We start from the raw sequence: 12504 nt of genomic DNA on the forward strand, positions 1-12504 counted from the left end.
CAATCTGTTTTTCTGTTGCCAATAATAATTAATTATTGGAACGTCATCGAGGAATCGAACCCAGTCCGCCAACGGATAATTTCGTTGCCGCTCTTCCTGCTGAGCTAATGACGTATTGGTAAAGACTCCGGGCGAACCCGGAGTTTATTCAGGCTGAGGACGTTATTTCTTAACTGCTCCGGCTTAAACCCTCATCGCTATCGTAAGAAATCGGACCTCGGCCGAAAATTATAACGCGACCACGTTGCCGGCAGAAGGGCCCTTCATGCCATTTTCGATAGTGAACTCAACCTGTTGGCCTTCGTCCAGCGTTTTGAAATCGTTTCTCTGGATAGCAGAGAAATGTACGAACACGTCTTTGCTGCCGTCTGCCGGGGTGATAAAGCCGAAGCCTTTACCTGCATCAAACCATTTTACCAAACCAGTCATTTTAGTAGACATAGAGATATTTCCTTTATATTTTTGCGACGCCATAGGGCGATAGAGGTCTGTTTTTATTGGAAACTTATGGGGCACTAGAGAAGAAAATTCGCGGAAGAAGAGGTATCTGAGGGATATCGCTAATACTGAGAACTGCTTTACTAAAACTGCTTTCATAAGGTCTGTACTACAAACCGATGACGCTATTTACACACGGCTGAGTTATTTAAGCAAGATATATTTTAAATTATATTCATATGGCTCATAAATTTATTATCGCAAAAGGCCGCTGACGCCTGTCGCTACGGGCGGAGTGAAACACAACGAACAGCTAGACTCGCAGCGCTGATCGCCAAAGCTCACAGCACCGGGGCTGACTATGAAAGCGCAAATAGCCGCCGCTTCCGCGTTATGTTCTTCCCTTCACGCGAAATCGCTCTCTGCTATAAAAGCGGGGAGAAGCGCTTAATCGTCATGAAAAAGCCATAAAAACTTAATAAATCAATCTGTTCTCGACACTGGTACATTATCGTTGCTACGATAATTATTTATATTCGCAGGAAATAACCTCAAGGATGGCTATGATTGGCAAAAGAACACTGACGCTAGCTGCGCTGACACTCAGTTTGGCAGGCTGCCAGCCGGCACCGCCAAGCTATGTGGAAAACGCGAATGCCTTGATCGCCAAACAGATCAGCGCAATTAGCCTGCAAACGGCACAGTGCAAATTTGCCCAAGACGGGCACTATTGGATTTCGGCTTGCTCGTTGGGTACTGCGCACACCGCACCGGTGTTCGCCCTGTTCGAACAGGAAGGCGTTATGCAGGCCAACGACAATCTGGCCATCGCCGTCGTGCCGCTCAACGAGCAAGCTCGCCACCTCTCACAGGATCCGCGCTTCACTATCCCGGTAATGCAACGCCGCATTCCCGTAGACGCGGATAAAGCCTTCAATCGCTTATTTGCCCAATCATCGCCTTAATCCCCCTCAGCCGACGATCGCGATCCCCAGCCGCTCCAGCAGCTGCGCGGCCTGGTGGCTGTCCATTTTGACCCCCTGCAGATCGGTGGTGCGTAAATCCAATTCGCCCAGTTCCGCATTGCTCAAATCGCACTGGGTGACGTCGGCGGCGCGCCAGTCGAATCCGGAGAACTCGCCGCCGGACAGATCGGAGCCGCTGAAGCTGGCGCCGAGCACCTGTGCGCCGTGCCAGCGGTTTTCCCACAGCTCGCATTTCTCCAGCACCACCTTGGCGAAGTTGGCGTAGCTCAGGTTGCTTTTGGTGATATAGGCGCTGCAAAACCCGATGCGGCTGGTGATCATGTTCATAAAACTGGCGCCGCGAAAATCGGCGCCCTGCGCGCGGCATTCGCGGATCTCCAGCCCCAGGGCGCTAGCGTAGCGGAAGTCGGCCATCGACAAATCGCAGCTTCTGAAGCTGGCGTCTTTGAGTACCGCACGGCTGAAATTGCCGCCCTGTCGGCTGTCACGATCGTAAAACTGGCAGCCGATAAACTCGGTGCCGGTGAGATCGGTGCCCGAAAAATCACACAGCATAAAGCTGCCGTTTTCAATCTTCTCGCCGGTAAAGCGGTTACGGTCAATCTTTTCACCCTTCAACATCAGACTCATCGCAGCACACCTGTTTATTTATACAGTCGGTGCGGCATTTAATCCTATTCCAGCTGAGTTGGCAACCATCGCCGATCGGCGGGCCTCCGCTCTAACGCCACCCTGACGATGCTGAACGTCCTGGTTCTCTCCGCCTGAGCGACGTCGGCAAACAAGCGGGGGTAACGGGAGTTGACCACCCACACCTCGCCATCGCGCAGCGCGGCGCCGGTCGGCCCATCCAATCCCGGCGGCGTGGCGACCGCCGCGAGATGCGCACTGGCCCAGCCGTCGCTCGAGGCGAGCAGCGTTACGTTGCCGGACATGCCCCCTTTTCTCCCCGGATAAGACTGTACGATCACCAATTCATGGGCGTTTTTGAGCCGCAGCCCGTCCGGCCCTTTCAGCCGCTGCGGCAGCCTGATTTCACTTATTGCAGATGCGTTATCCAGCGTCACCTTCCACAACAGCCCGCGGGTGTAGTCCGCCGCAATCAGATAGCCATCCGGGTGATACACGATGCCGTTGAGATAAGGCTGCGTGCCCTGCGCTGCGGCGGGTGCGTCGGCGGGCATCAAACGCGCCGAGCGCACCAGAATCGACACCTGGCGCGTTGCCCGGTCAATCTTGTAAATCTGCGGCTGGAAGCTGTCGGTCACGTAGATATTGCCCTGCACGTCGAGCGCCAGATCGTTGGCCAGCGTCGGCCCACGGCTTAACGATGAAAGATCGTACGTCTGCTGCAGCGCGCCGGTATCGAGATTGAACTCCAGCACCTGCGCCACGCGATTGCGCGTGCCGGAGGCTGAGTTGAGGGATACGCCCACGTCTTCGTTGCACACCAGCACCCGGTTGCGCTCGGCGTCCACCAACATGCCGGAGGTGGTGATAAGCCCACTGCCGGTGGAAAAGCGCCGATAGCGGCCATCCGGGTAGACCAGGCCGAGCTGCCCGCCACGCAGGGACGACACCAGGAACGCACCGGCGCGCGCATTCCAGGCGATGCCTTCAGGGTAGGCGCCGGCGGCATCCGGCGAGAATTCGATGCGCTGCGTGGCCTGCGCCTGCATGACGCCGCTGAGAAACAGCGCGGCGCCGGCAAGCTGGGTGAGGCGCCGGCACCGCGGCAACAAGAAAGAAAAGAGGCTGAAGCGGAACATAAGCATGATCCTGATGAGGACTCGGATCGCTAGAGTAGGATCGCGCCGCTCACGGCACCAGCCGGGAAAAAGGCAATGCGCTACTAAAAAAATCGCAGTAATCGGCGCAAAAAAAACCGCCCGGGCGGGCGGTTGAGGCGACGGCGAACCGTTACTTCAGGGCTTCCTGAATGGCGTCGGCCATCGGGCCGATGTGCTTCTCCGCCGCCTTCAGCTGGAAGTCCACGCCGTTGCCGTCATTGGTATCCGACAGCGTGGCCTTGATCAGCTCCAGCGCCGCCTGCACCGCCACCAGCCGTTTATGCTGTTCGTCCGTGACCGGTTTGGCGCCCATATTGGCCGGATAGTAATGTTCTAACATCGCGATCTCCTTTTGATGACGTTAACCTCTAACCTACCAGAAAACCGCGCATTTACTAAGGAAACCAGGCCCTGCGCGGCCGAGTGACGATAAATTGCACTATACTGGGCAAACACGCCCCCTGCTACAGGACCATCGCCATGCCATTCCAGTGAAGCTGCCACTGCGGCGCCGTCACCTTCTCCGTGGACGCCGAACTGCCCACCGAGGCCCTCAGCTGCAACTGTTCGATCTGCCGCCGCAAAGGGCTGCTGCTGTCGTTCTTCCCCATCAGCGCTTTCACACTCAACAGCGGCCAGGACCAACTCAGCGCCTACACCTTCAATCAGCACAAGATCCGCCATCAGTTCTGCCGAGTCTGCGGCGCTCAGCCCTTCGCCTACGGCACCGCGCCGGACGGCGCCGCGATGTGCGCCGTCAACCTGCGCTGCGTGCCTGACGTCGCGCTGGATGCGTTGCAGATCCACAGCTACGACGGCGCCAGCGTCTGAGATGCCGCGTTTTCAGCGGTAGACGGAGAACTTCTTGGTCAACGGCTTAAGCTGTTCGGCGTCGCCGTAGAGCGCCACCGCCACGAAATCCAGCTGTTCGTAAGGGGTGGTGGCGGTGTCGGCGATCTGCTGTTCGGCGGAGTGCGACAGCATGGTGGTGGTGAAGAAGTTGGACAGTACACCCTCCTCCTTGCATTTGAGAATCAGGTTGCTGAGCTGGCTGCTGTTTTTAGCCTGCAGGATCACTATCGGATAGTGGCTCATATTGGCGCTGACGCCGTCGAGGCTGCTCGGGTAGTGGTGAAACTCGCGCTGTTCGATCAGATCGGTGATGCCCGCCGTCAGATGGCAGGAGGCGTTAAACAGCGTGGCCGGTTCGTGATTGCGGTTGAGGATGATATAAAACTTTTTCTCGTTGTCGCTGTACATACTCTTCTCCTTGAATAGGCAGTCAGTTTTATCCAACCTGCGCACGGTTTCAAGGCGCGATAAGGGGCCGCGTCCGGCCCCCGTAATAACGCTGCCGGCTCAGACGGCGCCTTCACCCGGGCCGAGCGGCTGCGCCACCTGATGCAGCACGGTGATGTGCTGCAAAAGCGTGCCGCCGTCGATCGGTTTCATCTGGCCATCGCGATCTTTATAGTGCGTCGGCTTGGCGCCGTGGAAGAACAGCCCGGCGTTGACCTGCACGCCCAGATAGCCTGCGCTGGCCGGCAGGCGCTGCACGTCGGTCCAGGGGTTGGAAACCGGCACGTACTGGAAACCCTCGCTCGTTTTGGCGTACAGCGGGCGCAGCAGCGTGACAAAGGCCATCATCGGCGACAGCGCATCTTTAAAGATCTGCACCGGCCGATCGACCGTCATCAAGAAACCCTGCGGCTGCTCCTCAACCGTGTCGAGGCTCAGGCTGCTGCTGATATCATCACCCCGGCCGCCATAGCTCCATTCAATGGCCGGCGCCCCACTCTCGTTCATCATCTCTGACATACACTGCTCCTTATAAAATGAATTCAACACGCCTGCTGCGTGCCGGAACAGTAAACCGCTGCAGGGGGATCAGCGTCCACGCCGGGCGGCACGCTGGCGAACCAAACAACGAAGGCGCTCAATAAAGCTCGAAATGAATAATTTCCCCACGTGATAGCGCAGCATTTGAACGACCTCAGCCGTTGCAAGAGCACATAGTGATGGCGTTACCGCCACTGGAGAGTGTTATGACCGCGATTAAACCGGACGCCATCGGCCGCGTTCTCCCCGCCGCCACGCCCTGGCTAGCCGTCATCAACGTGCTGTTCGCCGGCATCGCCGCGGCGCTGCACGTGGGCAAGGCCACCATCGCGCTGCCGGCGCTGGAGGCCGAGTTCGGCCGTTCGCTCGAAGCGCTGAGCTGGGTTATTTCGGCCTTTCCCTTCGTCGGGGTGTTCGGCGGCATCGCCGCCGGGCTGCTGGTGCGCCGCTGGGGCGATCGGCGGCTGCTGGCGCTCGGGCTGCTGATCATCAGCGCCGCCAGCTTTACCGGCGCCGCGCTGCACGACTTCAGCGGGTTGATCGTCAGCCGCTTTGTCGAAGGCCTCGGCTTCGTGATCGTGGTGGTCGCCTCGCCGGCGGTGCTGAACCGCATCGTCGCCCCGGCGCAGCGCAGCCTGGTGTTCGGCATCTGGAGCACCTTCATGCCGGCGGGCATCGCCATTTCGCTGTTTTTCGGCCCCCATCTCGCCGGCTGGCAGCAGAGTTGGCAGGCCGGAGCGGCCCTGACGCTGCTGGCCGCCCTGCTGCTGCCGCTGACCACGTCCCGCCGCACCGCCGAGGCGCACGCATCGTCCTTGCCGCTGCGGCAAGCGCTGGGCGCCCTGCTGCGGGCGCGCCGACCGCTGTTGCTGGCGCTGATGTTCGCCGCCTACAACCTGCAATTTTTCTCGGTGATGACCTTCCTGCCGATCTTCCTGATGCAGCGCATCGGTCTGACGCTGGCGGCCGCCGGCGGTATCAGCGCGGCGGCGGTGGCGGCGAACATCATCGGCAACCTCACCGCCGGGCTCTTGCTGTCGCGCGGTCTGCGTGCCGGTAGCCTGCTCGCGGCCACCAGCCTGATCATCGGCGTCTTCGGCATCGGCATTTTCTTGCCGATAACGCCCAACGCCCTGCTGATCCCGCTGTGTTTCCTGTTCTGCGCCATCGCCGGCATGCTGCCCGCCACCATTCTGGCCGCCACGCCGGCGGCGACGCCGGAACCGACGCTGCTGCCGCTGAGCCTGGGGCTGGTGATGCAGGGGAACTATCTCGGCCAGGTGATCGGCCCGGTTGCGCTGAGCGCCATCGTGGCCGCAGCCGGTTGGGCGGCCCCGGCCTGGCTGGTGCTGGCGGCGGCCGTGTCAGGGGCGCTGTTGGCGCTGGCTTTTCTCAGCCGGCGGCATAAGGCGGGGTGATAAGCAGAAAGGTTGTTCTGTTTGTTATAAGCGGTGCTGAATTTTCCCTGGTGCAGATGCCTGCCTATCGCGAAGGATAAGGCCAATGATGATCGAGACCCGACAATGACAAGGCGCCGGTGGCCGCGAAATACACCAGCAGGCCGGCAAAGGCGATCAGTAGCGTCTTCTCGATGACGCCGAGTCGTTTGTGTTCAGTCATTTGCATACTCCTTCGTGGTATCGGGCGAACGGCCGCCCTCATCAACACTAGGAAAGCCTGGCGCAGGCGGCAAGCGCGGCTCACAAAATGAAACACAATCGATAAATTTTGTTAATTATTTAGCCCTCTTTCTTTTCTCACGCCGCCGTCTGTTCACCCTGCGGCGCCCGCCTTGCCCTTAATAACCCTATGGAATACGCCACTAAAAATCCCCTACCGGTTAAGTAAAGGTGATGATAGTGTTGTTTTCATTCAGTTCATCTATGCTGAAAATTCATCTTTTGAGGGACGACTATGATGTCTAAAGGCATTTCCAAGGGATTCTTTATTCTGATCCTGTTCATCGTTACCGCCGCCTTTCTCGACGTGCTGGGGCCTTACTACTCCTCGGTGCTGTGGGCGGTCATTCTGGCGGTGATTTTCCATCCGGTGAAAAAGAAGCTGAAGCAGTACGTCGGCGAACGCAACGGCGTGGTGTCGCTGCTGACGGTGGCGCTGATCTGCCTGATCGTGTTCACACCGTTGGCGATCATCGCCTCGTCGCTGGCGATGGAATTCAACGTGATCTACACCAAGCTGCAGACCAACAACAGCCAGTTGCCGACCATGCTGGCGGACTTTATGCGCCACCTGCCCGGTTGGGCGCAGCGCTTCCTGGCGGAACATAACCTCAACAGCGCCGCCGAGATACAAAAACAGCTTTCCGAGGTGGCGCTCAAGGGCGGGCAATATCTGGCGGGCAGCGTCTTCCTGATCGGCAAGGGCACCTTCAACTTCGTCGTCGGCTTCGGCGTGATGCTCTACCTGCTGTTCTTCCTGCTGAAAGACGGCCCCTATCTGGTGAACCTGGCGCTCGAAGCGCTGCCGCTCTCCCAGCACGTAAAACACCACCTGTTCGTGAAGTTCGCCGCCGTCTCCCGCGCCACCGTCAAGGGCACGGTGGTGGTCGCCGTGGTGCAAGGCGCGCTCGGCGGGCTGGCGTTTTACTTTACCGGCATCGACGGCAGCCTGCTGTGGGGCGCGCTGATGGCGTTCCTGTCGATTATCCCGGCCGTAGGCTCCGCTATCATCTGGGTGCCGGCGGTGATCTATTTCTTCGCTACCGGCATGCTATGGAAAGCCATTTTCCTGGTAGTGTTCTTCGTGGTGGTGATCGGCCTGGTGGACAACATTCTGCGCCCGCTGCTGGTGGGCAAAGACACCAAAATGCCGGACTACCTGATCCTGATCTCCACCCTGGGCGGCATGGAGATCTACGGCATCAACGGCTTCGTCATCGGCCCCTTGATCGCCGCGCTGTTCATCGCCTGCTGGAACATTCTGTCCGGCCGCGACAGCGAGGAGAACATCGAAGAGATCGACGAAGCGTTTATCGAGGAAGGCAAAAATCATCCCGACGCGGTGGAGTAAACCTCCCGCAGCGAATCACGCAGGGGCCCAATGGGCCCCTTTTTTGTCAGTGGTTTTGTATCAGCGCGCCGGGATAAAAAAGACCTGCTCCGGATCGCCGTCATCGAGATTGTCAATCTGGCCGCTGGCGACAAATCCGGCGTTCAGCAGCAGCCGCTGCATCGGCAGGTTGGAGCGATTGGTGGAGGTGAACAGCTTCGGGTGCCGGCAATGGGACTTCAACGCCGCAATCAGCGCCTGCCCGACGCCCCGGCGGCGATAGCGCTCGCCGACCATCAACATCTCGATAAAGCCGCAGCCGAAGAAGTGATAGTGCAGCACCCCATAGCCCATCACCATGCCCTGTTCCTCGGCAAGAAAACAGATGCCCTGCGCGCACCAGGCGCGGATTTGCGCCGCACGCTGCGGCGCATTCTGAGCAACGCTGTCCAGGGCGATCAGCGCTGCGGCATCGGTTTCAGCAGCAAGGCGCACAAGCATATTTAACCCCTCATTCGTATGGATGACGGCGGTGCCGCTTCAACGAAACGGCAACCGAAGCGGGATAATTTTTACATCCCCGCCAAATTTTGTAATCCTATTATAGAGTTACTAAAAACACGCCAAGGAAGGAAACATTTCCCGATGAAAATACCGCAAATCTCCGCCGCCCTGCTGTTTACCCTGCTGCTGACAGGTTGCCAGTTCCACAAAACCGTGTTCCCGCCGCCGTATATCGGCACTCCGCAAGAGATCAGCACCTACGAAGTGAAAGGGCTGACCTTCGTCACCACCGTCACCTTCAGCGGCCTGTTTGCCGAAGAGCTGGTGCGCGAGTACGCGCAGAAACACCACTACCGCTATTACGTGGTCACGATGCGCAGCAACGGTTTTAAAGATCGAAGCGAGCGCGTGAGCGCAATGATGTATCGGTAAGTCTTGGCAACATATGCCGTGAAATAATGCCGAAAAGACTGGCTTCAGCATTAGGAAACGCTATACGAAATATTGCACAACCCAATACTCACAGGCCGCATGAAAGTACGGCCTGCGACTTTGGTTTAATTATCTGGCATCGCAGTTGTCGCCCTTTATTTTCATATCGGCCGAAACTCCAACGTGCCGTTGTTGACCGCTTCGTAAACCGCGGCCGTTGGCGGCTTAGGCAAACGCGCATTGACGATTGCCTTTATCGCGGCCTGGCAAAGTTGCGGCTCCCCTTGTTCAGCCCGAACGCTGATCAGCAGACCATCCGGCGCCAGCTTGATGCGCAATGTACAACTTCTGCCTGAGTAGGCTTCTGCATCTTTCAAATGGCTTTGAATCACGGCCAGCAACTGGGCAAAATACTGTTCTTTCTCTTTTCCCGGCGCAGGCGTCTTTGGGTTACCAAGGTTGGCAAAAAGATCATCGACCTCTTTATTCGCCGGAACGGATTGGCTGGGGGCAGTGCTCTTGGCACACCCCATTAATGCCAGTGCGAGCATCGCCGCCAATAATGTGGCGGCGCCGGTTTTATAGCCTGAATGCGTTATTTTCATATCCCTTTCCTTATGGATGATAATCAGCCGAATCAACGTTGTATTCGAAAAGATCCCCGGTGAATACTTATACAGAATTAACGCCAAACCACCAATGACATCACGCACTGGCACGCGGAAAATCGTGAGTAGATGATGATATGAAACCCTAACCCCCTCACCGGGCCGTACGCCTGAGCCCCCTGACCTGTCGACATCTCCCGAATGGGTAATCACCCCATCAATAAATTAAGTTATTCTTACTTTTTTATCCCACCATAAGCACTTTCAACCCTGGCAATCTGGAAAATCTGCCTATACTTATTTTCCTGATATTAAATTCGTTTAAGTAACCAGGATGGTAGGTATGAAAAGCAAACGACTCTTTGCCGCGCTTCTTGCTGCAACTACGGTGATGTTCATTGCGGGCTGCGCTTCCAATCAGGCGATCAAAACAACGGATGGCAAGACCATTGTCACCGACGGCAAACCTCAGGTCGATACAGATACCGGGTTAGTCTCCTATCGAAACGCTGAAACGGGCAAAACGGAACAGATCAATCGAGACCAGATTGCAAACATGAGTGAGTTGGATAACTAAAAGGAGCTTCAAATGAAAAAAACGCTTGTTCTTCCCGCGATCGCCCTGGTTGCCATCGCCGCACTGTCAGGCTGCACACGCACCAGCTACGCCATCCATACCCACGACGGTCGAACGCTCATCAGTGACGGCAAGCCGAAAGAAACCGCTGCCGGGTTGCTCGGTTATACCGACGCCAATGGCGTTAAACAGCAAATCAACAAGACGGAAGTCAAAGAGGTTTCAGAGATCCCTCATTAAGGTTCCGATAACCTTAGCCAGCTAACACCAAGGGAGCCAATGGCTCCCTTTCTACTCTAAAACCCGGCGTACTTGCCTGCATTTAACGATAACGTCGATAAACACCTGACATTTCAGCAGACAACGCTCTCAGGTTTGCCATACGGATCTCTCCTTTCCCTGCGTCGAACAGCTATAATCCAAGAAGTGGAGTTATTTGATAATGATAAGGAGGGAGTATGTATAAAACTATCTTGGTTCCAGTCGATATTACCGAGCCGGAATTAACGCAGCAGGTCATCCCACATGTCAACGCGCTCGCCAGGCTCGAAGACTCCCACGTCCATTTTCTGGCGGTGATCCCGTCACGCGCCACCTACGCCGCTTTCGGCTTTGCCGCCACAGCGGCGATAGAAACCAAAGACGAAATCATTGCGGTAGCGACCGAAGGGTTGGCGAAAGCGGCCAAAGAATTCAGCGTGCCTGAAGATAGAGTGACCACGCATGTGGCCGTCGGCGATCCCAAAGATCAGATCCTGGAACTCGCTGATGCGCTTAACGCGGAGATTATTGTGATGGGGTCCAACCGCCCTTCTGCGATCACTTACCTCCTCGGCTCCAATGCCACCGCCGTCGTGCGCCACGCCAATTGCCCGGTGCTGGTGGTGCGTGAATCGGCCAATCCTTGATATCCCATGCCCATTTGAACAATAAAAAAACGGGAGCCCTAAGGCTCCCGCTCTTATTCAAACGCCAAACACACTTACATGTGCTCTACGATAGCGTCGCCAAACTCTGAACATTTCAGCAGCTTAGCGCCTTCCATCAGGCGTTCGAAGTCATAGGTCACGGTCTTGGCGGCGATGGCGCCTTCCATGCCTTTAACGATCAGGTCAGCCGCTTCGAACCATCCCATGTGACGCAGCATCATCTCTGCGGACAGGATGATGGAGCCTGGGTTCACTTTGTCCTGGCCGGCGTACTTCGGCGCGGTGCCGTGAGTCGCTTCGAACAGCGCGCAGTCGGAGCCGATGTTGGCGCCCGGTGCGATGCCGATGCCGCCGACCTGGGCCGCCAGGGCGTCGGAGATGTAGTCGCCGTTCAGGTTCATACAGGCGATCACGTCGTATTCCGCCGGGCGCAGTAGGATCTGCTGCAGGAAGGCGTCGGCGATCACGTCTTTAACCACGATCTCTTTGCCGGTGTTCGGGTTCTTGATCTTCAGCCATGGGCCGCCGTCGATCAGCTCACCGCCGAACTCTTCGCGCGCCAGCTCATAGCCCCAATCCTTGAAGGCACCTTCGGTGAACTTCATGATGTTGCCTTTGTGAACCAGGGTCACAGAGTCACGGTCGTTGGTGATGGCGTATTCGATCGCCGCACGCACCAGACGCTTGGTCCCTTCTTCGGAGCATGGCTTCACGCCGATACCGCACTGCTCCGGGAAGCGGATTTTCTTCACGCCCATTTCGTCGCGCAGGAATTTGATCACTTTGTCCGCTTCGGCGGAGCCGGCTTTCCACTCGATGCCGGCGTAGATGTCTTCGGCGTTTTCACGGAAGATCACCATGTCGGTCAGCTCAGGCTGTTTCACCGGGCTTGGGGTGCCCTGGTAGTAACGCACCGGGCGCAGGCACACATACAGGTCCAGCTGCTGGCGCAGGGCCACGTTCAGAGAACGGATGCCGCCGCCGACCGGGGTGGTCAGGGGGCCTTTGATGGCGACGCGGTAGTCGCGGATCAGGTCCAGAGTTTCGTCCGGCAGCCACACGTCTTTACCGTAAACGTGGGTAGATTTTTCGCCGGTGTAGATTTCCATCCAGGAGATTTTACGTTCGCCGTGGTAAGCCTTTTTAACGGCCGCATCAACCACGTGGATCATGGCAGGAGTCACGTCAACGCCGATGCCGTCGCCTTCGATGAACGGGATGATCGGGTTATGAGGAACAACCAGTTTACCCTGGGCGTCAACCGTGATTTTTTTACCTTCTGCCGGAACAACTACTTTGCTTTCCATCAACCTCTCCTTCAAGCGCAATTTTGTTAATGCTTTGTAAGATGCGTGTAGATACTACTTGAATATTCGGTCCGCGCCAATCCGA

General features: G+C 57.1%; 17 protein-coding genes and 2 pseudogenes. 8 read left to right on the forward strand and 11 right to left on the reverse strand.

Annotated elements, in window-relative coordinates:
- Window positions 1-36 precede the first annotated feature (36 nt).
- Window positions 37-114, reverse strand: a pseudogene (locus ACJ8HB_RS00845).
- Window positions 115-228: 114 nt separating this feature from the next.
- The gene (gene cspE / locus ACJ8HB_RS00850; RefSeq protein ID WP_047567913.1) at window positions 229-441 is read right to left on the reverse strand and encodes a transcription antiterminator/RNA stability regulator CspE; all 213 of its coding nucleotides are present in this window, start codon (window positions 439-441) and stop codon (window positions 229-231) included.
- A gap of 560 nt (window positions 442-1001) precedes the next feature.
- Between cspE and ACJ8HB_RS00855 the strand changes: the two genes are divergently transcribed.
- Complete coding sequence (locus tag ACJ8HB_RS00855) at window positions 1002-1403, forward strand: hypothetical protein (RefSeq protein WP_047571642.1); 402 nt, start codon at window positions 1002-1004, stop codon at window positions 1401-1403.
- Window positions 1404-1409: 6 nt separating this feature from the next.
- On the opposite strand, the gene ACJ8HB_RS00860 is transcribed toward ACJ8HB_RS00855, so the two are convergent.
- The 3 genes from ACJ8HB_RS00860 to ACJ8HB_RS00870 all read right to left on the reverse strand — a co-directional run bounded on the left by ACJ8HB_RS00860 (window position 1410) and on the right by ACJ8HB_RS00870 (window position 3554).
- Window positions 1410-2054: a Qnr family pentapeptide repeat protein gene (locus ACJ8HB_RS00860; protein WP_047567916.1), complete on the reverse strand. Its 645-nt coding sequence runs from the start codon at window positions 2052-2054 to the stop codon at window positions 1410-1412.
- A 44-nt stretch (window positions 2055-2098) separates the two neighbouring features.
- Window positions 2099-3193 carry an SMP-30/gluconolactonase/LRE family protein gene (locus ACJ8HB_RS00865; RefSeq protein ID WP_223307158.1) on the reverse strand — a complete coding sequence of 365 codons (1095 nt, stop codon included), beginning with the start codon at window positions 3191-3193 and terminating at the stop codon, window positions 2099-2101.
- Between the two features lie 151 nt (window positions 3194-3344).
- On the reverse strand, window positions 3345-3554 hold the full coding sequence (locus tag ACJ8HB_RS00870) for a hypothetical protein (protein ID WP_025160266.1): 210 nt from the start codon (window positions 3552-3554) through the stop codon (window positions 3345-3347).
- Between the two features lie 167 nt (window positions 3555-3721).
- On the opposite strand from ACJ8HB_RS00870, the pseudogene ACJ8HB_RS00875 reads away from it, so the two are divergent.
- Window positions 3722-4045, forward strand: a pseudogene (locus ACJ8HB_RS00875) (GFA family protein); the annotation flags it as partial.
- Between the two features lie 12 nt (window positions 4046-4057).
- Here ACJ8HB_RS00875 and ACJ8HB_RS00880 read toward each other — a convergent pair.
- Together ACJ8HB_RS00880 and ACJ8HB_RS00885 are read right to left on the reverse strand one after the other, a co-directional pair.
- Window positions 4058-4474 (reverse strand): DUF2000 domain-containing protein, encoded by a 417-nt coding sequence (locus tag ACJ8HB_RS00880; protein WP_047567921.1) that lies wholly within the window; start codon window positions 4472-4474, stop codon window positions 4058-4060.
- Window positions 4475-4573: 99 nt separating this feature from the next.
- Complete coding sequence (locus tag ACJ8HB_RS00885; protein WP_033638235.1) at window positions 4574-5032, reverse strand: hypothetical protein; 459 nt, start codon at window positions 5030-5032, stop codon at window positions 4574-4576.
- Window positions 5033-5259: 227 nt separating this feature from the next.
- Here ACJ8HB_RS00885 and ACJ8HB_RS00890 point away from each other — a divergent pair, with 227 nt between their 5' ends.
- Window positions 5260-6471, forward strand: coding sequence for an MFS transporter (locus ACJ8HB_RS00890; protein WP_047567923.1), 1212 nt, complete (start codon window positions 5260-5262; stop codon window positions 6469-6471).
- 64 nt (window positions 6472-6535) lie between these two features.
- On the opposite strand, the gene ACJ8HB_RS00895 is transcribed toward ACJ8HB_RS00890, so the two are convergent.
- Window positions 6536-6673, reverse strand: a complete 138-nt coding sequence (locus ACJ8HB_RS00895; protein ID WP_162837928.1) for a hypothetical protein — start codon at window positions 6671-6673, stop codon at window positions 6536-6538.
- Between the two features lie 294 nt (window positions 6674-6967).
- Between ACJ8HB_RS00895 and ACJ8HB_RS00900 the strand changes: the two genes are divergently transcribed.
- Window positions 6968-8083 (forward strand): AI-2E family transporter, encoded by a 1116-nt coding sequence (locus ACJ8HB_RS00900; RefSeq protein ID WP_033646364.1) that lies wholly within the window; start codon window positions 6968-6970, stop codon window positions 8081-8083.
- 60 nt (window positions 8084-8143) lie between these two features.
- Here ACJ8HB_RS00900 and ACJ8HB_RS00905 read toward each other — a convergent pair whose 3' ends face one another.
- On the reverse strand, window positions 8144-8563 hold the full coding sequence (locus ACJ8HB_RS00905) for a GNAT family N-acetyltransferase (RefSeq protein WP_047567925.1): 420 nt from the start codon (window positions 8561-8563) through the stop codon (window positions 8144-8146).
- 144 nt (window positions 8564-8707) lie between these two features.
- On the opposite strand from ACJ8HB_RS00905, the gene ACJ8HB_RS00910 reads away from it, so the two are divergent.
- Entirely contained in the window at window positions 8708-8998 is a 291-nt protein-coding gene (locus ACJ8HB_RS00910) for a hypothetical protein (RefSeq protein WP_047567927.1), read from the forward strand.
- 161 nt (window positions 8999-9159) lie between these two features.
- Here ACJ8HB_RS00910 and tolA read toward each other — a convergent pair whose 3' ends face one another.
- The gene (gene tolA, locus ACJ8HB_RS00915; protein ID WP_041037974.1) at window positions 9160-9603 is read right to left on the reverse strand and encodes a cell envelope integrity protein TolA; all 444 of its coding nucleotides are present in this window, start codon (window positions 9601-9603) and stop codon (window positions 9160-9162) included.
- A gap of 346 nt (window positions 9604-9949) precedes the next feature.
- Here tolA and ACJ8HB_RS00920 point away from each other — a divergent pair, with 346 nt between their 5' ends.
- The 3 genes from ACJ8HB_RS00920 to uspF all read left to right on the forward strand — a co-directional run bounded on the left by ACJ8HB_RS00920 (window position 9950) and on the right by uspF (window position 11091).
- Complete coding sequence (locus ACJ8HB_RS00920; protein WP_033638227.1) at window positions 9950-10183, forward strand: YgdI/YgdR family lipoprotein; 234 nt, start codon at window positions 9950-9952, stop codon at window positions 10181-10183.
- A 12-nt stretch (window positions 10184-10195) separates the two neighbouring features.
- Window positions 10196-10423 (forward strand): YgdI/YgdR family lipoprotein, encoded by a 228-nt coding sequence (locus tag ACJ8HB_RS00925; RefSeq protein ID WP_033653871.1) that lies wholly within the window; start codon window positions 10196-10198, stop codon window positions 10421-10423.
- Between the two features lie 218 nt (window positions 10424-10641).
- Window positions 10642-11091, forward strand: a complete 450-nt coding sequence (uspF, locus tag ACJ8HB_RS00930; RefSeq protein ID WP_033646368.1) for a universal stress protein UspF — start codon at window positions 10642-10644, stop codon at window positions 11089-11091.
- A 74-nt stretch (window positions 11092-11165) separates the two neighbouring features.
- Here the strand turns inward: uspF and icd are convergent, their stop codons facing one another.
- Window positions 11166-12419, reverse strand: a complete 1254-nt coding sequence (icd, locus tag ACJ8HB_RS00935; protein WP_033638224.1) for an NADP-dependent isocitrate dehydrogenase — start codon at window positions 12417-12419, stop codon at window positions 11166-11168.
- Window positions 12420-12504 lie beyond the last annotated feature (85 nt).

The sequence above is a fragment of the Serratia sp. CY27727 genome, from assembly GCF_052169275.1.
In the GTDB taxonomy this organism is placed as follows: Bacteria; Pseudomonadota; Gammaproteobacteria; order Enterobacterales; family Enterobacteriaceae; genus Serratia; species Serratia sarumanii.